This window comes from Flavivirga aquatica (assembly GCF_001747085.1).
Lineage (GTDB): Bacteria > Bacteroidota > Bacteroidia > Flavobacteriales > Flavobacteriaceae > Algibacter_C > Algibacter_C aquatica.
The window spans coordinates 149,619-170,197 of the sequence record NZ_MDJD01000048.1 but is presented as its reverse complement, the minus strand read 5'-3'; the positions used below and the strand labels follow the sequence as shown (position 1 = coordinate 170,197).

Genomic DNA, 20,579 nt, shown 5'->3' with positions numbered 1-20,579 from the left:
TAGCTAAATACATCTACCTGTTTTTATCGTCTCTTAAATTCACTCAATAAAATAGCTGTTGCAGTTGCCACATTTAAACTTTCAGTAGCTTGTAAAACTCCAAATCTAGGAATAGATACTTTTTCATTGATAATAGCTTCCACTTCTTTTGACACACCGTTTGCCTCATTACCCATAACTAAAACACCTTCTTGTTTTAGTTCTTTGGTGTATACTTTTTCCCCTTCCATAAAAGCACCATATACAGGAACTCTAACATCCTTTAAAAATGTAACCAAATCAACATAGCTTATATTAACTCTTGTGATAGATCCCATGGTAGCCTGTATAACTTTAGGATTAAAACAATCTACTGTTTCTTTACTACATATTAAATTCTTAATACCAAACCAATCACAAAGTCTAATAATAGTTCCTAAATTACCTGGATCTCTTACTGCATCAAGAGCAACAATAAGCCCATTATAATCGATGTATTTTTCTTTTGGTACTTTAAAAATAGCTAATGCTTTATTAGGCGTTGTTAAAAAACTAATACGCTTTAAATCTAATTCAGAAATTATAACTTCATCTTTGGCATCAATATTGAATGATTCTGTAGTATATAATGCGTGAAGCTCCCATTTAGAAAGCAGCAATTCTTTTATTGTTTTAACACCTTCAACAACAAAAAGGCCATGTTGTAGCCTAAATTTTTTCTGCTTTAAACTCGTTATTAATTTAATTTGGCTTTTAGAGAGCATACTGTGTTTTTAATTTTTTATAAAGAAAAAGAAAATATTAGTAAGATTCGCCTATACATAAATCATTTAAATATTTTTTTCAACGTAAATAGCGTATTTTTGAAACTACTAATCATAATCTCATTATTTATTTCTTTTAACAAAATTAATTTTGTTAAACTATAACTTAAATTAACTGTAATTTCATTTGAAACAACAACTTTCAAAAATACTATTTTTAATATTTATTACAAGATTCGTAATTTCTTGTGATACTGTAAAAAGAGTTGCCGACAATGAATATTTACTTACTAAAAACTCAGTAATAATTAATGATAAAAAAGACAATACTGAGGCGATAAATAATCTAATATATCAAAAACCAAATAGTAAAATCCCTCTTTTTGGTACACCGTTACGTTTACATTTATATAATACAGCTCGCCCTAATAGGGATTCTCTTTTTGAAGTTTGGTTGGATAAGAAACCTAAACGAAGAGAACGTTTCACCAAAAGATATTCAAAAAAACAAGTTGATAAATTAAAAAAATCTGTTCTAGCATTTAATAATTGGTTAAGAAAAACAGGGGAAACTCCTGTCATTTTAGATGAAGAAAAAGCTAAAAAATCCATAAAACGCCTTCAAGATTACCATATAAATAATGGATGGTTTGATGTTAAATCAACTTATAGCATCTCAAAAAAAGACGATAAACGTGCCGAAATTGAATATCAAGTTGAAACAGGCAAACCCTTTATTATTGATTCTATAACAGAAACAATTAAATCACCTGTAATAGATTCTATATATCAAAATATAAAAAAAGACGCCTTAATATTAACCAACCAGCAGTATAGAACTTCAAACTTTGAACAAGAACGGAAGAGAATATCAAATAAACTACGAAACTCTGGGGTCTATCACTTCAACCAAGACTACATATCTATGGTCATGGATAGTATTGGCACTGATAAAAAGTTTAATGTAGATATTAAAATTCAAGATAGAGCCATAAGAACTCAAGACTCTATAAAACATGAGCCTTTTAAAGTTTATACCATAAAAGATGTTAATATCATTACAGATTACACCTTCGAAAATAGAGGTAAGCCATTTCTAGACTCCATTATATATAATGGCTACAAACTCTATAGTTATAATAAAATACAATATAGACCCGAAGCCTTAACTGATGCTATCTTTATAAATCCTGGATCTATTTTTAAAGATATAGACCGCACTAGAACATACAGACACCTTAATGAATTACGTACCTTCAAGTATCCTAACATCGAATATATAGAAAACCCAGATAACACCCTTACCGATACTATTAGACTAACCCCTTTAAAAAAATTCAGTTTAGGATTTAGCGCTGATGTTTCTCAAAGTAACATTCAATCTGTCGGATTTTCATTAAACCCAAGCTTGCTTATTAGAAACATTTTTAGAGGTGCAGAAACTTTTGAAATATCTGCGATTGGGTCTATAGGTGCTTCAAAAGATAAAAATAACCCTGACGACCCTTTCTTTGATATTAATGAATATGGGATAGATTTTAAGTTAACAATTCCTAGATTATTTTCTCCATTTAATACTGAGAATATTGTTCCTAAATACATGTCTCCTTCTACGCAAATTAGCTTAGCTACTACAAGTCAAACCAACATAGGTTTAGATAAGCAAACCTTTAGTGGTACATTTAATTATAATTGGTACCCTAATAAAAGAGTAAGTAATAGATTAGATTTATTCAACATACAATATGTTAGAAATTTAAATACAAACAATTATTTTGGCATATACCAAAACTCATATAGAGCATTAAACCAAATAGCTAAAGATGTTAATTATATTGATTCAGATGGTGATTTAGAAAAAACTAATCTAACCAACTCATTTATAAATGATGCATTAAATAATAGCTTTGCTACAGGAGTAAACAGCACACAATTACGAACAATTAACAATATTAATGAGCGAAGAGAAAGATTAACAGAAGACAATCTAATTTTGTCTTCTAGCTTTAATTTTATAAATGATGAGCGCACAAATTTATTTGATGAAGACTTTTCAATTTTTCGTTTTAAATTAGAGCTAGCAGGAAATTTACTAGCAAGCTCTTCTAAATTATTAGGCTTAAAAAAGAATAATGATGATCGTTATGAGCTTTTAAATGTAGCTTACTCTCAATTTGTAAAAACAGAATTTGATTATACAAAACATTGGGATTTAGGTAATAAAAATATACTAGCTCTAAGAAGTTTCTTGGGTATTGCCATCCCCTATGGTAATTCTAACAGCATACCTTTCTCTAAAAGTTTTTTTGCAGGAGGTCCCAACGATAATAGAGCTTGGTCTGCATATAGTCTTGGACCAGGGAGCTCTGAGACAACTAATGAATTTAATGAGGCTAACCTGAAATTTTCATTAAGTATAGAACAACGCTTTAATATATTAGGCGATTTAAATGGGGCTATTTTTGTTGATTCTGGTAATATTTGGAATGTATTAGACAATGTTGAGGATGAAAACGCAACATTTACCAATTTTGATTCTTTAAAAGATATAGCCATTGGTTCGGGGGTAGGTTTGCGTTACGATTTCAGCTTTTTTGTGTTTAGGTTTGATATTGGTTTTAAAACCTACGATCCTTTTTACAGAGAACAAAATAGATGGTTTAATGATTATAATTTTTCGAATGCAGTATATAACATTGGTATAAACTATCCTTTTTAATTAATCTATCTACTTTGTTTTACGAAAGATAACTCCCTGTAACACCAAGCTAAGTATGTTAAAACTTATTTTTTAATCATAACTTTACTATAACGTTTTAGTATCCTATAATGTTTTCAAATCCCCAAACAACAACTAATTATTCAAAAATTGATTACTTTTGATACCTTAATATTCACAAATTAATTAAAAATGGGACACAATATAAAACCTGGAGTTGCTACAGGTCAAGAAGTACAAGCTATATTTAACCTTGCCAAAGAAAAAGGATTTGCATTACCAGCTGTTAACGTAATAGGTTCTGATACCATTAATGGTGTATTAGAAACAGCAGCGTCATTAAACGCACCTGTTATTATTCAGTTTTCTAATGGTGGAGCACAATTTAATGCAGGTAAAGGGCTTAGCAATGATGGACAAAAAGCTGCTATTGCAGGTGCCGTTGCGGGAGCTAAACATGTACACACTTTAGCAGAAGCTTATGGTGTTCCAGTTATTTTACATACAGACCACTGTGCTAAGAAATTATTACCTTGGATAGACGGTTTACTTGATGCCAGTGAAAAACATTTTGCTGAAACAGGAAAATCACTTTTTAGTTCTCACATGATTGATCTTTCTGAGGAGCCTATTGAAGAAAACATTGAAATATGTAAAACCTATTTAGAGCGTATGAGTAAAATGGGTATGACATTAGAAATAGAATTAGGTATTACAGGTGGTGAAGAAGATGGAGTAGATAATAGTGATGTAGATGATTCAAAATTATACACACAACCAGAAGAAGTAGCTTACGCTTACGAAGAATTAAGTAAAGTAAGTCCTCAATTTACTATTGCAGCTGCATTTGGTAATGTACATGGGGTATACAAACCAGGAAACGTAAAATTAACACCGAAAATCTTAAAGAACTCTCAAGAGTATATTTCTAAAAAATATGGTGTAGGTGAAAACCATATTGATTTTGTATTCCACGGTGGGTCTGGATCTACAGTAGAAGAAATACGAGAAAGTATTAGCTATGGTGCAATAAAAATGAATATTGATACTGATTTACAATATGCATTCATGACTGGTATTCGTGATTACATGGGTGAAAAATCTGAATATTTAAAAGCTCAAATAGGAAACCCTGAAGGGGAAGATGTACCAAACAAAAAATTCTATGATCCAAGAGTTTGGTTACGTGAAGGTGAAAAAACATTTGTAGAACGTTTAAAAAAGGCGTTTGAAGACTTAAATAATGTAAATACTTTATAGAATAAAAGTATTTTTTATTATAAATTTTTATTAAAGACTCTACGATACGTAGAGTCTTTTTTATTTTAACATCACTAATAATCAATACAGTAACATTTTATAAAGATTTAAAAAAACAAAAAATACTGTGGCATTACCTCAAAATTAAAAAAAGGCTTAATTTTGTAACCAGACTTTTATTTTTAGTTTACTTTTATTAGCAGTAATCTTATAAATAATTATTAGGCTAATTACAGTCGAAAGATTGTAACCAATAATATAATGAACAATGCTTTATTAAGCATTGTGAACCTAACTAAAATGTTAAAAGATTTTCTTGTATAAGAAAACACAAAATTATAAATCACTATGGCTTGGTTTAAAAGAAAAACAAAAGGTATAACAACCACTACCGAAGAGAAAAAAGACACACCAAAAGGATTGTGGTATAAATCTCCAACAGGCAAGATTGTTGATGCAGAAGAATTAGAAAAAAACTTCTACGTAAGTCCTGAAGATGGCTACCATGTTAGAATAGGAAGTAAAGAATATTTTGAAATACTTTTTGATGATAATAAATTCAAAGAATTAGATGCTAACTTAGAATCTAAAGATCCTTTAAAATTTGTAGACACAAAAAAATACCCTGAGCGTTTAAAAGCAGCTCAAGCTAAAACCAATTTAAAAGATGCGGTACGTACAGCTGTTGGTAAATCTAAAGGAAAAGATTTAGTTGTAGCCTGTATGGATTTTGCTTTTATTGGCGGATCTATGGGAAGTGTTGTTGGTGAAAAAATTGCAAGAGCAGCAGATTATTCGTTAAAAAAGAAAATACCATTAATGGTTATTTCTAAATCTGGTGGCGCTCGTATGATGGAAGCTGCATTATCTTTAATGCAATTAGCAAAAACATCTGTAAAACTAGCACAATTAGCAGATGCTCAAATTCCGTATATTTCGTTATGTACAGATCCTACAACTGGAGGAACAACAGCATCATTTGCTATGCTTGGTGATATTAATATCGCAGAGCCTGGAGCTTTAATTGGTTTTGCTGGACCAAGAATTGTAAGAGATACTACTGGTAAAGAGTTACCTGAAGGTTTCCAAACCTCAGAATTTTTATTAGAACACGGTTTCCTTGATTTTATAACATTGCGTAAAGACCTTAAAGACAAAGTAAATCAATATGTTGATTTAATTTCAAATCAACCATTGCGAGCATAATATTAAAAGCAACTTATTAGTCGCTTTTTCTTTTTATATAGATTTTATTGAAAATCATTAAAAATTACTATATTTGCCGCTCGAAAGAAAGGCTTTCGTGTACATAACAATCATTTACAATAATATTAGAATGTATTTAACAAAAGAAGCAAAAGAAGAACTTTTTGCAAAACACGGTAAAGACGCTAAGAACACAGGTTCAGCTGAGGGGCAAATTGCATTATTTACTGCAAGAATTAATCACTTAACAGAACACTTAAAAAAGAATCGTAAAGATTTTAACACAGAGCGCTCTCTAGTAAAGTTAGTAGGTAAAAGAAGAAGCTTACTAGATTACTTAACTAAGAAAGATGTCTTAAGATATCGTGCCATAGTAAAAGAATTAGGATTAAGAAAATAATTTAAAAAGAGGCTTTTATAGCCTCTTTTTTGTTTTGCGTTAGGGATTGAGGTATTGTTGAAGCTCCTCGCAGAGAGCGACTACCGAAAGCCCGACCTTTAGGTAACGCCAATAATATATAAAGTATAACTCGAGCGTAAGAGTTTAAATTACGCATTGAAGAAGCTAATTATAGTTTTTCATTGGTCACACACAACAACTACACAACAACACAACGACCATTGTTTAATTAGAATTAAAAAAAATTTATGATTCCAAAAGTTTTTAGAGAGGTCATAGACCTAGGAGACGGTAGAGAAATTTCTATCGAAACTGGAAAATTAGCAAAACAAGCTCATGGTAGTGTTGTAGTGCAATCTGGAAAATGTATGTTATTATGTACTGTGGTTTCCAATTACAAACAAGCTGATGTAGATTTCCTACCTTTAACGGTAGATTATCGTGAAAAATTTGCATCAGCAGGACGTTACCCTGGAGGTTTCTTTAAAAGAGAAGCTAGACCTAGTGATGGCGAAGTATTAACGATGCGTTTAGTAGATCGTGTATTACGTCCATTATTCCCAAAAGATTACCATAGTGAAACTCAAGTTATGATTCAATTAATGTCTCATGATCCTGAAGTTATGCCAGATGCTATGGCTGGATTAGCTGCTTCTGCGGCTATACAATTATCAGATTTCCCATTTGAATGTCCTATCTCTGAAGCTAGAGTTGGTAGAATTAATGGTGAGTTTGTAATCAACCCAACACGTGCGCAATTAGAAGAATCTGATATTGACATGATGATTGGTGCTTCTGCCGATTCTGTAATGATGGTAGAAGGTGAAATGGATGAGATTTCTGAAGAAGAAATGACTGAGGCTATTAAATTTGCACACGAGGCTATTAAAGTACAATGTGCTGCTCAAGTTGCATTAGCTGAAGCCTTTGGTAAAAAAGAAGTGCGTGAATACGAACCAGAAAGAGCTGATGAAGATTTAGCTAAAAAAATACACGATATGGCATACGATAAAGTGTATGCTGTTGCAAAAGCTGGTTCTTCTAAACATGAAAGAGGTGCTGCATTTGCTGAAATTAAAGAAGAGATTAAAGCTACTTTTTCTGAAGAGGAACAAGAAGATTTTGGTGGATTAATTTCTAAATATTATAGCAAAGCTGAAAAAGCTGCTGTTAGAGATTTAACATTAAATGAAGGCTTACGTTTAGATGGACGTAAAACGGATGAGATTAGACCAATTTGGTGTGAGGTAGATTACCTTCCATCTACGCATGGCTCTTCTATATTTACACGTGGAGAAACTCAAGCTTTAGCTACTGTAACTTTAGGTACTAGTAGAGAGGCTAACCAAATAGATATGCCATCTTACGAAGGTGAAGAGCGTTTCTATTTACACTACAACTTCCCTCCTTTTTCAACTGGAGAGGCAAGACCTATTCGTGGAACTTCTCGTCGTGAGGTAGGACACGGTAACTTAGCGCAACGTGCTTTAAAAGGTATGGTGCCAAAAGATTGCCCATATACTGTACGTGTGGTTTCAGAGATATTAGAATCTAATGGTTCTTCTTCTATGGCTACAGTTTGTGCTGGTACTATGGCCATGATGGATGCTGGTGTAAAATTAACAAAACCTGTTTCTGGTATTGCTATGGGATTAATTTCTGATGCAGATTCTGGAAACTATGCTGTTTTATCTGATATTTTAGGTGATGAAGATCACTTAGGAGATATGGACTTTAAAGTAACAGGTACTGTAGATGGTATTACAGCTTGCCAAATGGATATTAAAGTAAAAGGATTATCTTATGAAATCCTTGTAAATGCTTTAAAACAAGCACGCGATGGTCGTTTACATATCTTAGAAAAATTAACAGATACTATTGCTACGCCTGCTGAAGATGTGAAACCTCACTCTCCAAAAATGATTACTAGAAGAATTCCTAACGAATTTATTGGTGCTTTAATTGGTCCTGGTGGAAAAGTAATTCAAGAATTACAAAAAGAAACTGGAACAACCATCGTTATTAATGAAGATCCCGTTACAGAAGAAGGTATTGTTGAAATTTTAGGTGTAGGTAGTGAAGGTATTGATGCTGTACAAACAAAAATAGATTCTTTATTATTTAAGCCTCAAGTTGGCAGCATTTACGAAGTAAAAGTGATTAAGATGCTTGACTTTGGTGCAGTTGTAGAATATACTGATGCTCCTGGAAACGAAGTATTATTACACGTTAGTGAATTAGCTTGGGAACGTACTGAAAATGTATCTGATGTTGTAAACATGGGTGACGTTTTTGATGTGAAATACTTTGGTATAGATTCTAGAACACGTAAAGAAAAAGTATCTAGAAAAGCAATCTTACCAAAACCTGAGGGCTATGTAGCAAGACCACCAAGAGAAAATAATGATCGTGGTGGACGTGATAACAGAGGTAGAGATAATCGCGGACGTGATAACCGTCGTGACGATAGAAAACCTAGAGAGAATAAAAAAGAAGATTAAATTCTTTTTATATCATATTAAAACCCGATAGATTTAAAATCTATCGGGTTTTTGTTTTATACTCAAATTCTACTATTAAAGAGTTTGGTGTTGCAGAAATAAAAAGATAAAAAAATATTAATAAAAATAAGTAAGGAGTAATAATTTTAATAAAACTAAACCATTAATATATAATGAAAAAACGAATGGAATTAAGAAAAAATAATTTCTTATAATATATAGCAGGACGATAAGTTTTAATATAAAAACGTATTAAAACTTCATCTTCTATTCTGGTTAATTTATCTTAAAATAAAACCTATTGGAATAATAAATTTGAAAATCAAAAGAACTTAATAATAAAGTTCCTTTTAAATCGTAAACCTTAATTTTTTATCCAATTAATTTATTCTCATTAGTAATGGTAATAAATCATCGCTTAAATTAATTTGGAGATAGTAATCTCTATTCATTAATAAGTAGGATTTTACAATTGATTCTCTTATCAACCACGCACCTACATCTCCGTATGAATCTATATTTTTTTAAAATACTTTAATCCATAAGAAATAACTCTACGGACTACTTGTTTCTACTTTATTAAAAATTTACCATTAAGCCTTAGTTATTAACTCCACTTGAATTCTATTTTATTTATCATCAGCTTTAATTCTAAAAAATCTAAAATGTAACTATCCTCGTAAACTATGTAAATCAATTACTAAATAGATTTCATGAAAACAGAAAAGATTATTTCTAAACAGCAAACAAAAACTAACACAAATATCTCCAATAATATTTTTTATTTAATTAATTCTTTTTTTCATAGTAAATATATTTCATTAAAAAAGCCAAAAGACTTATGGGGAGGAATAGTTTTATTATGCACTTTTCTACTAATGATTGATGCCGCTTATTTAGCTTATATATTACGAAATGACTTTAGCAAGTTTAATATAGAACGTATGAACTCTACTTTAGGATTAACGTTTATAGTCATAGCTGGAATATTATCTTTATTTAAAGTTAGTTTTTTTATTTACACGTTATATAGATACATTAAATACAAACCTGTAGCATCGGTAAAAGATAAAGAGTTACCAACTTGTACAGTAATAGTTCCTGCATATAACGAAGGTAAACAAGTTTGGGATACTTTAATGAGTTTAGTAGATAGTGATTATCCAAAAGAAAAACTACAATTAATCGCTATTGACGATGGTAGTGCGGACGATACTTGGAAATGGATGCAAAATGCAAAAAAAAGCTTAGGTAACCGTTTATCAATATATCAGCAACCTGAAAATCAGGGGAAACGTCATGCTTTATATCGTGGTTTCAATCTAGGTAAAGGCGACATATTTATAACGGTAGACAGTGATTCTATTGTAAAATCAGATACTTTAAGAAATTTAGTAAGTCCTTTTATTTCCAATAAACAATGCGGAGCTGTAGCTGGAAATATTAGAGTTTTAAATACAAAAAAAGGCTTACTTCCTAAAATGCTTAATGTAAGTTTTGCTTTAAGTTTTGATTTTGTACGTTCTGCAGAAAGTAGCCTTAATTCTGTACTTTGTACTCCTGGTGCTCTAGCTGCATACAAAAGTGACGCTGTTTTTGCTTGCCTGCCTGAATGGATAAATCAAACCTTTATGGGGCATCCATCTGACATTGGTGAAGATCGTGCTTTAACGAATATGATTTTAAAACAAGGCTACCATGTATTATTTCAAAGAAATGCTTACGCATATACCAATGTTCCAGAAAAATATCGTGGTTTATATAAAATGTTTATTCGATGGAGCCGAAGTAATGTTCGTGAAAATATAGAGATGTCCAAATACGTTTTCAAGAATTTCAAAAAAGACACTAAAATTGGAACACGACTTTTATTTATAAGTCAATCATTAGAAATAATAATGAGCTACCCCTTCTTATTATTTATGATATTCTTCGTTTTAACACATCCTTTACTTTTTATAAGTTCGACTATTGTGAGTATATTAATACTTTCAACTTTCCCTGCTATATTTTATGCCAAACATTATAACTTGTCAGAATCTTTTTGGGCATATACATATAGTATCTTATACACATTTTCTTTATTTTGGATTACACCTTATGCCATTGCTACAGCTAATAAAAGAGGTTGGTTAACACGCGATTTACCAGAAATAAAATAATCCCAATTTAATTTTCGTTTATATTTAAGCCGCTTCGAAGTAAATTTGAAGTGGTTTTTATTTTCAATAACTAATATCTTTTCAACCAATTAAAGTGTTTTTCTATGATATCTTGTTTGTTTTCATTAACATACTCTATGAGTGATTTTGCTATGGTTGACATATTCTTTGAACTCAGCCAAATCAAATTCCAATTGGTTACAATAGGTAAACCTTTTACTGGTATAATCTGCAAATCACCAATAGTAATAGCGTTTTTTATACCAATTAAAGGCATTATAGAATATCCCAATCCTGAAATTACAGCTTGTTTTAAAGCTTCGTTAGATGTTAATTCCATCTTTTTGTAGGTAGATATCTTCTTAGAATCTATAAACTGTTCCATTGCCAAACGTGTTGCAGATCCTTGTTCTCTATATATAAGCGGTAACTTTTGAAACTCTGTTTGATCTAAATATTTTCCTTTGTATTTATAATCTTTTCCTCCAACCATAAACAACTCATTTTTCATAAGTTCAATACTATTGATTTTTAATTTTTTTGGCATAGTTGAAACCATAGCAAAATCGACTTCATTATTTTCTAAAGCCTTAATTACTGACGCTTTATTAGTAACATCCATAACCAAATCAACTCCTCTATGTTTATTTATAAAATCTGATATAAAATAGGGCATTACGTATTTAGCTGTAGAAACAATAGCAACTTTTAATTTACCTGCTAATTCTCCTTGATAAGACAAGGCTTTATAATCTATAGCTTTAACTTCTTCCATAATCTTTCCAGCTGCTTGAGCTACTTCTTCACCAAATTCTGTGATATAAATGCGTCTTCCTACAACTTCAAATAATGGAATTTTAAACTGTTCTTGAAACTTCTTTAATTGTATAGATACTGCTGGTTGAGTTAAATACAAAGCTTCAGAAGCCTTTGTTACACTTTGTAATTCTGTTATTTTTAAAAAAATCTCTAATTGATGCAATGTATAATTCATAAACAATACTTATATATTTCATAATAAATATAAATAAAAATATATGAAATATAAATATAAACTTTGCACAAAATTATAAACCAACTAACAATCTCATTTTATATGGATTTACATTTACTAGCAGATAATCTTACTAATCCTGCCTTACTCTTTTTCTTTCTTGGAATAATTGCTGTGCAATTAAAAAGTGATTTAAAAATCCCTGAAAATTCATCAAAATTCATATCCCTTTATTTATTATTAGCTATTGGCTTTAAAGGAGGGCAAGAACTCTCTCACAGTGTTTTCACCTTGGAAATAATATGGTCATTATTATTTGGTCTTTTTTTAGCTTTAATTGTTCCTATTTACACCTATTATATTCTTCGAAAAAAATTTAGTATCGAAAACTCCGGAGCCATTGCTGCTTCTTATGGATCGGTAAGTGCTGTAACGTTTATCACAACTATAGCATTTCTAGAAATGCAACAAATTCCATTTAATGGTCATATGGTTGCTGTTATGGCGCTAATGGAAGCACCATCTATAATGATTGGATTATTATTGATTATGATTTCAAAAGGAAATAAAGGCAAGTCTGATGTTCCTATTAAAACAGTATTACAACATTCTTTATTTAACGGAAGTGTTCTATTAATTATAGGAAGTCTAATTATTGGTTTTTTAGCAAGTGATGCTCAAGCAGAAGGTATCAAACCTTTTACTACAGACATTTTTAAAGGCTTTCTAGCTGTATTCTTACTAGACATGGGAATTACCAGTGGAAAAAAACTATCAGACCTTATAAAGAAAGGCTGGTTTGCTTTAATATTTTCTATAGTGATCCCTGTTATAAATGGCTCACTTGTAGCAATAATTAGTGGGTCTTTTATTGATAATACAGGAAATAGATTATTATTTGCAATACTCGCAGCAAGCGCCTCTTATATTGCTGTACCAGCAGCAATGAAAATAGCCGCACCTAAAGCAAATCCTAGTCTCTATATACCTATGGCGCTAGCGATTACATTCCCTTTTAATATTACATTAGGTATGCCACTATATTTATTCATCATTCAAAATACATATTAAAAATAAAGGAATCAAAACCAAAGTATAAATAAAACAAAATAATCATGGAAACAATTTTAAAATCATCAAAAGACAACAAAATCGTAAAACAAAACATCAAACTTGTAGATGGCCTTTTTACCCCTTCTGATGCATCAGACATAGTAAACTCTGTTTTAGATGTAAAAATAAATCATCATAAATTAAAAAGGCTCTCAATAACTGAAGGTAATTCCAAAGATCTATGCGAATACGACAATGGTAGAATAACTGAGCTTATTGATGCCAAACTTGATGCTAAATCATTTTTTAGCGATGCTAAGTTAAAAGGGAAAAAATTAAAAATTGAAGGCACTATTTCTATATCAATTCAAGATTAAAAACCATTCATATAGATTAATAACTAAGCTTCATAATTACGAGATTATGAAGCTTTTTTACTAGATAGGTAAACAAATTTTAAATATTTAGTAAAATTAGTAACTAAAATCATCTCAAAATGTGACTTTTAAAAGTTATTAGGGTCTAAAAACTAGAAAACAAAAAATAATTTAAAACTTTTTTGTAACATTATTAGACATATATACGTATAACCATTGAATGCCCTTAATATTCACTAACAAAATTACAGGAGAACATTAAATGAGACAACTTAAAATTACGAAGCAGGTAACCAATAGAGAAACCGCTTCGTTAGATAAATACTTACAGGAAATTGGAAAGGTAGACTTAATTACCGCAGATGAAGAAGTTGAATTAGCTCAACGTATTAAGGCTGGTGATCAAATCGCTTTAGAAAAATTAACAAAAGCTAATTTACGTTTTGTTGTATCGGTAGCTAAACAGTATCAAAATCAAGGTTTAACGTTACCAGATTTAATTAATGAAGGGAACTTAGGTTTAATAAAAGCTGCACAACGTTTTGATGAAACACGTGGTTTTAAATTTATATCTTATGCTGTTTGGTGGATTCGTCAGTCAATTTTACAAGCTTTAGCAGAACAATCTCGTATTGTACGCTTACCTCTAAATAAAATTGGCTCTATAAATAAAATTAATAAAACATTTGCCTTTTTAGAGCAAAGTCATGAACGCCCTCCAAGTGCAGAAGAAATAGCCAAAGAGCTTGACATGACTATCAATGATGTTAAAGAATCGATGAAAAACTCAGGACGTCATGTAAGTATGGATGCGCCTTTAGTTGAAGGTGAAGATTCTAACTTATACGATGTACTAAATAGTGGTGAATCTCCAAACCCTGATAGAGAATTATTACACGAATCTTTACGTACTGAAATTGAACGTGCTTTAGAAACATTAACACCTCGTGAAGCAGATGTAATTCGCTTATACTTTGGCTTAGGAAACCAACACCCAATGACTCTTGAAGAAATTGGTGAAACATTTGATTTAACACGTGAGCGTGTAAGACAAATTAAAGAAAAAGCTATAAGAAGATTAAAACACACTTCTAGAAGTAAAATATTAAAAACTTATTTAGGTTAGTAATTTATTATTAATAATTACGACTAAATTACAGTAGCAAACAGTTACTCATAACTGTTCGTTTTTTGATTGATGAAAGAACCCTCGGCTGATTACCGAGGGTTTATTTTTTCTATTCGCAAATAGCTTTCCAAAGAAAAAGACTTTAGTATCTTTGCAAAAAATTAAAATTAATTATGTCTTCTAAATTAATAGCTCCCTCAGTTCTTGCAGCAGATTTTGCAAACCTTCAACGTGATATAGAAATGGTTAACAATAGTGAAGCAGATTGGTTTCATATTGATATTATGGATGGCGTATTTGTTCCAAACATATCATTTGGAATGCCTGTTTTAAAAGCCATTACTGAACATGCTAAAAAGACTATTGATGTACATTTAATGATTGTTGATCCTGACAGATATATAAAAACTTTTGCTGAATTAGGTAGTGATGTACTTACTGTCCATTATGAAGCTTGTACTCATTTACACAGAACATTACAGGCTATTAAAGCTGAAGGAATGAAAGCTGGAGTAGCTCTTAACCCGCATACAAACATTAATCTTTTAGAAGATACTATTAATGATCTTGATTTAGTATGTATTATGAGTGTTAATCCTGGTTTTGGTGGACAAAATTTTATAGAAAACACATACAATAAAGTAAAACAACTAAAAGAATTAATAGTACGCAAAGGTGCAAATACTCAAATTGAAATTGATGGTGGCGTTACCGATAAAAATGCTAAACGATTAGTAGATGCTGGTGCAGATGTATTAGTTGCTGGAAGTTATGTCTTTAAGAGTAGTAACCAACTAGAAACTGTGAAAGGTTTAAAAGCAATTGCTAATTCATAATTCATTTATCTGTTATTATTTATGGGTTTAAAGGTGAAGCATCTAAAAACTCCCATTCCATTTGATGATGATTATCTGTTTGAATCCATGCTTTAGTTTTAAATAACCAATAACGACCAGTGCCTGTTGTTTTTAAATGATCTGCTTCAGTCGTTTGGTCAAATAATAATTCGGCCTTACCGGTAAGCTGAAGTGTTCGTTTTTTTTCAAAATCAATAAATAATAAACCAGCATTTTTATTCTCTAGGATGTTGCCTAAAGTATTATACATCTTGTTCCCTTTATAATCGGGGATCTTTAAAGTATTGTCATCTAAAACCTCAACAAAACCTTCCTTCCCGCCTCTATGAGATGCATCTAAGCTATTAGTGCTATCTACTGTGCCTACAAATAGTGTATCAGATTTAGTTATCCAATCTATATGTAACTGAGATAATGATTCTCCTGATTTAATTGAAGGCGCATTAGCTTCTAGTATTTTTGATACTGCGGATAATCTTCGCTGTATGTATTTTGGACAATTAGGGTAAGCTTCTTCAATATTTAACCCTATACCTATAGCATTAGTAATTACTTTTCCATTAATACGATATCTACGTCTTGAACTAAATTCAATAAAAAGAGAACCTACATTTGGGTTCTCTTTTATATTATCGTAAAAAATATCTGTATCTGAACTTGTTATTTTTTTACTTCTAAAAAATAGATTTGTTAAATCTGGAACTTCAACAAAACCAATTTCTCCTACTAAGAGCGAAATCCACACATTGTTATTAATATCCATGCTACTAATAATACAAGAATTCTGATTTTCTATAAATGCTGAAGCTCCTGGAATGATTGCATTATTAATCATTCTACCTGCTCTATCAGCTATTTTTTGTTCTCCAAATTTTTCTTGTATCTTGAGTTCTCCCTTATGATATGTATGTCCCATTGTTCTTAATTTTTTAAAAAATGAGAATCGAATACCCTTCTTTTTGAAGCTTGACCATGCTTGGTAAACCTGCCGTACCTGGGATGTTATTTCCTGTAATCAAATCTAAACCTGATGGATTTGCTCCCCAAACCTCAGAACATGCTGCAGAAACGCCCTCAATTTTATCTTCAATAAGTTTATAAATCTTATGACCTGGATGTGCTTCGTTTTGAAGTTGTTCTGGCCATCTTGTTGCCGTACCATGAAATAATATTTTCACATCTTCTCCTGCTGTTTTAAAATCATATGCTGCTGCTAACCCATTTAATAATCTTCCAGTAGCTTCATCAGTTCCAATCTTTGGATCTGAAAGTATAATAATTGCTGTTTTACTCATTTTAAAATATTTATAGTTATTTACCGAATATTCGGTATAATTAATAATTAAATTTTTTTACTCTATATACAAGTTTCTTAAATCCTTTAATGCTTCTTGAAAAGGTATTAAACTTGACATTGCCTTTGTAACAACTAAACTCCCCTGTATTAAAACTAAACTTTTATTAGCCTTACTTTTTGCTTCTTTTTTAGTAGACCCGAAATCAATACCTAACAAAGTAAATGCATCTATCCATATATTCATACTAAATTTTATTTGGTCACCAAACAATTCTAACCCAGAATCCATAGATAATACTCTTAGAATACAGGAATTTTTTCCTCCATCATATACTTCATTAATATTTTCTAAAACAGTATTTAAACGTATATCAGCAGAAACATTTTTGTCAGCCAAAACTTGATATATATTATTAGTTATACCTTCCGTTATATAAGCCAAAACTGCACTTCCAATTTCTTTTTTTCCATTGGGGAAACGGTGATATAAACTTGCTTTTTTTAAACCAGAAGCGTTTGCCAAATCATTCAAACTTGCCCCTTCATATCCATTAAAACGAAATACCGAAATCATATTTTCTAGTAAAACATGATCTGCAACTTTTTGTGGTCTCATAATTCAAAAATATAAAATAAATTCAAATATACCAAACGTTCGGTAATTAATTTGTAAAAAAACTAATAACAAGCAAAATTAAAATTTAGCATCTGCTTTACTTTAGAATAAATTTCAGGGAATTCAGCTTTAAAATCATTAGGTGTCTCAATGAAATTTTCAATAATAACAGCCAAAAATTCAAATTGATTTGTGAAGGCATATGCTCTAAAATAATCTGATGCTATTAACTCTTTTCTTAAAGATTCATTTGTAGATAATAATTGAGACAATTCTTTAAAAGAATTATTAAAAATAATTGAGCTTACATCTCTTTTATCCTTACTGTTGAGATGTATAGCATGTGTGAATTCGTGAATTCCTAAATTTAAATTGTCTTTATCATCATGAAAACCTAGCTTAAAATCTTCCCATGATAATACTAATGTTTTTAATCCTGGATTAAATTCTCCTTTATGAAAAGCTTTATTAGTGTTAGAATAAAATACTTTGGGATACACAATAATTTTTGAAATAAAACCTATATAAAAATTGCGAAAACCAAATGTAAGCATAACTGCTGTTGATGCAATTAAAACCTTGACTTCATCTGTTAAAGAAACATTTTCTCTTCCAATAAATTCTTTATCCTCAATAAACAACGATACTCGATGTTCAAAATACTTTTTCTCTTTCTTAGTAAGTCTTTTATAAAATGAAAATTGATTTTTTAAAATACTTTTTTGTTCTAAATTAAGTTCTTTTAAATAAAAATAAAAATGATTATACAAAGGCTTTTTATACATTAGCACATACCCTCTTTCTATTACTTTAAAAATAAAAAAAAGAAGTATAACTAATAAAACTCCAAAGATTATTTTGTTTTTTATATTAAAATCTTCAAAAATAAGAATAGTCAAATTAAAGGTTATTAGTTAATTTAGGATAAAAATACGTTAATTATATAACTCGAAATAAAAACTTATAAAATAAAAAATCCAGCGAATTTAAAATTCACTGGATTTTAATTTGTTACAAATAAATATTAATTTTTTAAATTAATATTTATTGTTTTAAAGCTTAAAGAATCTCTTAGTAGAAACTATATTTCCTTCTTGGAAAACTTTTGCTACATAAATACCTTTAACTAAACTACCAACAGTTATAGAGCTAGCATTTTTCACAGACAAGATATTTTGCCCTAAAAGATTATAAATCTCTATTTTTTCAATAACTTTAGGTGTATTTACATTTAATACATCATTTGCTGGACTAGGGAATAATTTAAGACTTGCATCATCCTTAGTTATATCGCTAGATGATAATGTTGGAGTAAAAGAAATTTCATCTATAAATATACTACCAGTAATTGCAACTGCACTACCAGTAGTAACATCTCTAAATTGGAAATCAAGCCCTGTTACCGTTCCAGTCCAATCTGGAGAATTATCAGCAGCATCTGTAATTAAAAAATTATAGGTTTTATAATCTGTATCTCCAGCTGTGAAATCTGGTTCCATTAATAACCAAAAATTACCTGAATCTCGAGCTCTTAATCTTAATGATGTTGCGTTAGATGTATTTTTCATAACAATTTTCATATATACATTTGTACCAGCATCAATATCTCCAGTTTGATCAATTCTAGGGAAATTTCCTGACAAAGGAACAAACTCCATTACAGATCTTCCAGATTCTGTAGTAGCCGCTACCGTATTAGAGCTAAATGCTACAAATCCATCAAGACCACTATCAAAAGTATAAGATTGGGCATTTAATTGAGTGCTTAACCCAGCAAAAATAAGTAAAGCAAAAGCGCTTTTAAGTAATTTTTTTTTCATAATATTAGTTAAATTTTAGTTTATTAACGGAATAAATGTATGAAAAAATAGTTAAAATCATATAGTTTTAACTATTTTTTTAACTATTCTTGAATTTATTGCTTAATTATTTGTTTTGTTGAAATAAGATTATCTTCTTGATAAATTTTGGCAATATATACTCCTTTTAATAAACTAGCTACATTTAGTGTTTTACTATTTTTATTAGCTAATACTTTTTGTCCTAAAAGATTATAAATCTCAATTTTTTCAATAGTATTTGTACTAATTACATTTAATTGCTCATTTACTGGACTAGGAAATATTTTAATGCTTACATCTTCTTTAATTACGTCATTAGATGATAATGTTGGAGTAAATGAAATTTCATCTATAACGATTGATGTTCCTGTAATTGGCATTCGCTGACCAGGTATTCTAAATTGAAAAAAAACATTTGATAGATCGCCAGTCCACTCAGAATTTTTTATTTCAAGCGTATACGTTTTTAATTCAGATGTATTAGTATCTAGAGTTATAGGAACTGACCATATAGCTCTAGGAGTACTCTGAATTTTCAACCTTAAATTTGTTACGTCTGTATTATTTTGCAATCTAATAGATAAAAATTTATTATTAGTTGCATCTATAATACCTGATTGGTCAACTCGCATAGAAGTAGGTACAAGATCACTTGGGTCTGGCATGTTAAAAATCATCACCCCATCTGTGCCTACCATATCAGCTTGCTCGACCGTACTAAATTCCGTGTGAATTACGAAGCCTTCTACATTATTAGCTTCTGAAAACTTATAAGTTTGTGCTGTCATTGTGTTGGAGCCAATAATAGCAGATAAAAAAATGATTTTTTTTAATAATTTAGTTTTTTTCATGTTTATTTTAAATTGTTAGTTTCTCAAATCTAACATATATAACTACTAACAGAAAAAAATAAATGTTATTAAAAACATAAAATAATACGACATCAACAAAAATTCATTTATTTGTAATTAAAATCCCTAAATTAACTGTTATTTTCTTGCAAATAATCCATTATTCAACAAGTAAACCAAATTATAGTTTTTTGTTATTCGTAACCACAAAGAAATTCGAAACTCTAAACCTAAGAGTCGAAATTTAAAATTATTTATATAAAACCTGATATCAGGTTTTGACAAAGTCTTATAATATACTAATTAGAAACTCCAGAATATTCTTAAAAACTTGAATTCGATTAATATTTAGTAGATTTTTTGTAGTAAAAAAGGTCGGCTTTTATCAAATTAAAGCATTTAAATTCATTTTTTTTATCTAAAAATCTATTTAAGATATTCTACTCTAAAATTACAGAAACATTTTTATCCTATTGATGAATTTTGTAAAGAATATAACCAAATAATTGACACCCCATTTTAGGTAATCCTATTCCAAATTTATCTTCTTTTAGATTCTTATAATATATCCTT

At 30.0% G+C, this 20,579-nt stretch carries 18 protein-coding genes; 10 read left to right on the top strand and 8 right to left on the bottom strand.

Features of this window, described 5'->3' with window-relative positions; genetic code table 11:
- Nucleotides 1-23: 23 nt before the first annotated feature.
- Nucleotides 24-743 carry a TrmH family RNA methyltransferase gene (locus A8C32_RS13255; RefSeq protein ID WP_069830910.1) on the bottom strand — a complete coding sequence of 240 codons (720 nt, stop codon included), beginning with the start codon at nt 741-743 and terminating at the stop codon, nt 24-26.
- A gap of 187 nt (nt 744-930) precedes the next feature.
- Here A8C32_RS13255 and tamL point away from each other — a divergent pair, with 187 nt between their 5' ends.
- From tamL to A8C32_RS13225, 6 genes are all read left to right on the top strand, one after another.
- Nucleotides 931-3,462, top strand: a complete 2,532-nt coding sequence (gene tamL, locus A8C32_RS13250; protein WP_069830909.1) for a translocation and assembly module lipoprotein TamL — start codon at nt 931-933, stop codon at nt 3,460-3,462.
- Between the two features lie 192 nt (nt 3,463-3,654).
- Nucleotides 3,655-4,722 carry a class II fructose-bisphosphate aldolase gene (gene fbaA / locus A8C32_RS13245; RefSeq protein WP_069830908.1) on the top strand — a complete coding sequence of 356 codons (1,068 nt, stop codon included), beginning with the start codon at nt 3,655-3,657 and terminating at the stop codon, nt 4,720-4,722.
- 348 nt (nt 4,723-5,070) lie between these two features.
- Complete coding sequence (gene accD / locus A8C32_RS13240; protein WP_069830907.1) at nt 5,071-5,928, top strand: acetyl-CoA carboxylase, carboxyltransferase subunit beta; 858 nt, start codon at nt 5,071-5,073, stop codon at nt 5,926-5,928.
- Nucleotides 5,929-6,058: 130 nt separating this feature from the next.
- On the top strand, nt 6,059-6,328 hold the full coding sequence (rpsO, locus tag A8C32_RS13235; protein ID WP_069830906.1) for a 30S ribosomal protein S15: 270 nt from the start codon (nt 6,059-6,061) through the stop codon (nt 6,326-6,328).
- A 248-nt stretch (nt 6,329-6,576) separates the two neighbouring features.
- Nucleotides 6,577-8,829, top strand: coding sequence for a polyribonucleotide nucleotidyltransferase (locus A8C32_RS13230; RefSeq protein ID WP_069830905.1), 2,253 nt, complete (start codon nt 6,577-6,579; stop codon nt 8,827-8,829).
- A 713-nt stretch (nt 8,830-9,542) separates the two neighbouring features.
- Nucleotides 9,543-10,991 carry a glycosyltransferase family 2 protein gene (locus A8C32_RS13225; protein ID WP_069830904.1) on the top strand — a complete coding sequence of 483 codons (1,449 nt, stop codon included), beginning with the start codon at nt 9,543-9,545 and terminating at the stop codon, nt 10,989-10,991.
- Nucleotides 10,992-11,061: 70 nt separating this feature from the next.
- Here A8C32_RS13225 and A8C32_RS13220 read toward each other — a convergent pair whose 3' ends face one another.
- Nucleotides 11,062-11,985: a LysR family transcriptional regulator gene (locus A8C32_RS13220; RefSeq protein WP_069830903.1), complete on the bottom strand. Its 924-nt coding sequence runs from the start codon at nt 11,983-11,985 to the stop codon at nt 11,062-11,064.
- Nucleotides 11,986-12,087: 102 nt separating this feature from the next.
- Here A8C32_RS13220 and A8C32_RS13215 point away from each other — a divergent pair, with 102 nt between their 5' ends.
- The 4 genes from A8C32_RS13215 (at nt 12,088) to rpe (ending at nt 15,380) form a co-directional block, all read left to right on the top strand.
- Nucleotides 12,088-13,056: a sodium-dependent bicarbonate transport family permease gene (locus A8C32_RS13215; RefSeq protein ID WP_069830902.1), complete on the top strand. Its 969-nt coding sequence runs from the start codon at nt 12,088-12,090 to the stop codon at nt 13,054-13,056.
- 44 nt (nt 13,057-13,100) lie between these two features.
- A complete protein-coding gene (locus tag A8C32_RS13210; protein ID WP_069830901.1) occupies nt 13,101-13,415 on the top strand; it encodes a hypothetical protein in 315 nt (104 codons plus the stop codon).
- A 262-nt stretch (nt 13,416-13,677) separates the two neighbouring features.
- Nucleotides 13,678-14,541: a sigma-70 family RNA polymerase sigma factor gene (locus A8C32_RS13205; protein WP_034041378.1), complete on the top strand. Its 864-nt coding sequence runs from the start codon at nt 13,678-13,680 to the stop codon at nt 14,539-14,541.
- A gap of 176 nt (nt 14,542-14,717) precedes the next feature.
- Nucleotides 14,718-15,380, top strand: a complete 663-nt coding sequence (gene rpe / locus A8C32_RS13200; protein ID WP_069830900.1) for a ribulose-phosphate 3-epimerase — start codon at nt 14,718-14,720, stop codon at nt 15,378-15,380.
- A 19-nt stretch (nt 15,381-15,399) separates the two neighbouring features.
- Here rpe and A8C32_RS13195 read toward each other — a convergent pair whose 3' ends face one another.
- From A8C32_RS13195 to A8C32_RS13170, 6 genes are all read right to left on the bottom strand, one after another.
- Nucleotides 15,400-16,317, bottom strand: a complete 918-nt coding sequence (locus A8C32_RS13195; protein ID WP_069830899.1) for a pyridoxamine 5'-phosphate oxidase family protein — start codon at nt 16,315-16,317, stop codon at nt 15,400-15,402.
- Between the two features lie 13 nt (nt 16,318-16,330).
- A complete protein-coding gene (locus tag A8C32_RS13190) occupies nt 16,331-16,696 on the bottom strand; it encodes a DsrE family protein (RefSeq protein WP_069830898.1) in 366 nt (121 codons plus the stop codon).
- A 57-nt stretch (nt 16,697-16,753) separates the two neighbouring features.
- Entirely contained in the window at nt 16,754-17,314 is a 561-nt protein-coding gene (locus tag A8C32_RS13185) for a TetR/AcrR family transcriptional regulator (RefSeq protein ID WP_069830897.1), read from the bottom strand.
- A gap of 62 nt (nt 17,315-17,376) precedes the next feature.
- Entirely contained in the window at nt 17,377-18,213 is an 837-nt protein-coding gene (locus tag A8C32_RS13180; protein WP_240491744.1) for a zinc-dependent peptidase, read from the bottom strand.
- 153 nt (nt 18,214-18,366) lie between these two features.
- Nucleotides 18,367-19,134, bottom strand: a complete 768-nt coding sequence (locus A8C32_RS13175; protein WP_069830896.1) for a T9SS type A sorting domain-containing protein — start codon at nt 19,132-19,134, stop codon at nt 18,367-18,369.
- 95 nt (nt 19,135-19,229) lie between these two features.
- Complete coding sequence (locus tag A8C32_RS13170; RefSeq protein ID WP_069830895.1) at nt 19,230-20,006, bottom strand: T9SS type A sorting domain-containing protein; 777 nt, start codon at nt 20,004-20,006, stop codon at nt 19,230-19,232.
- Nucleotides 20,007-20,579: the final 573 nt, after the last annotated feature.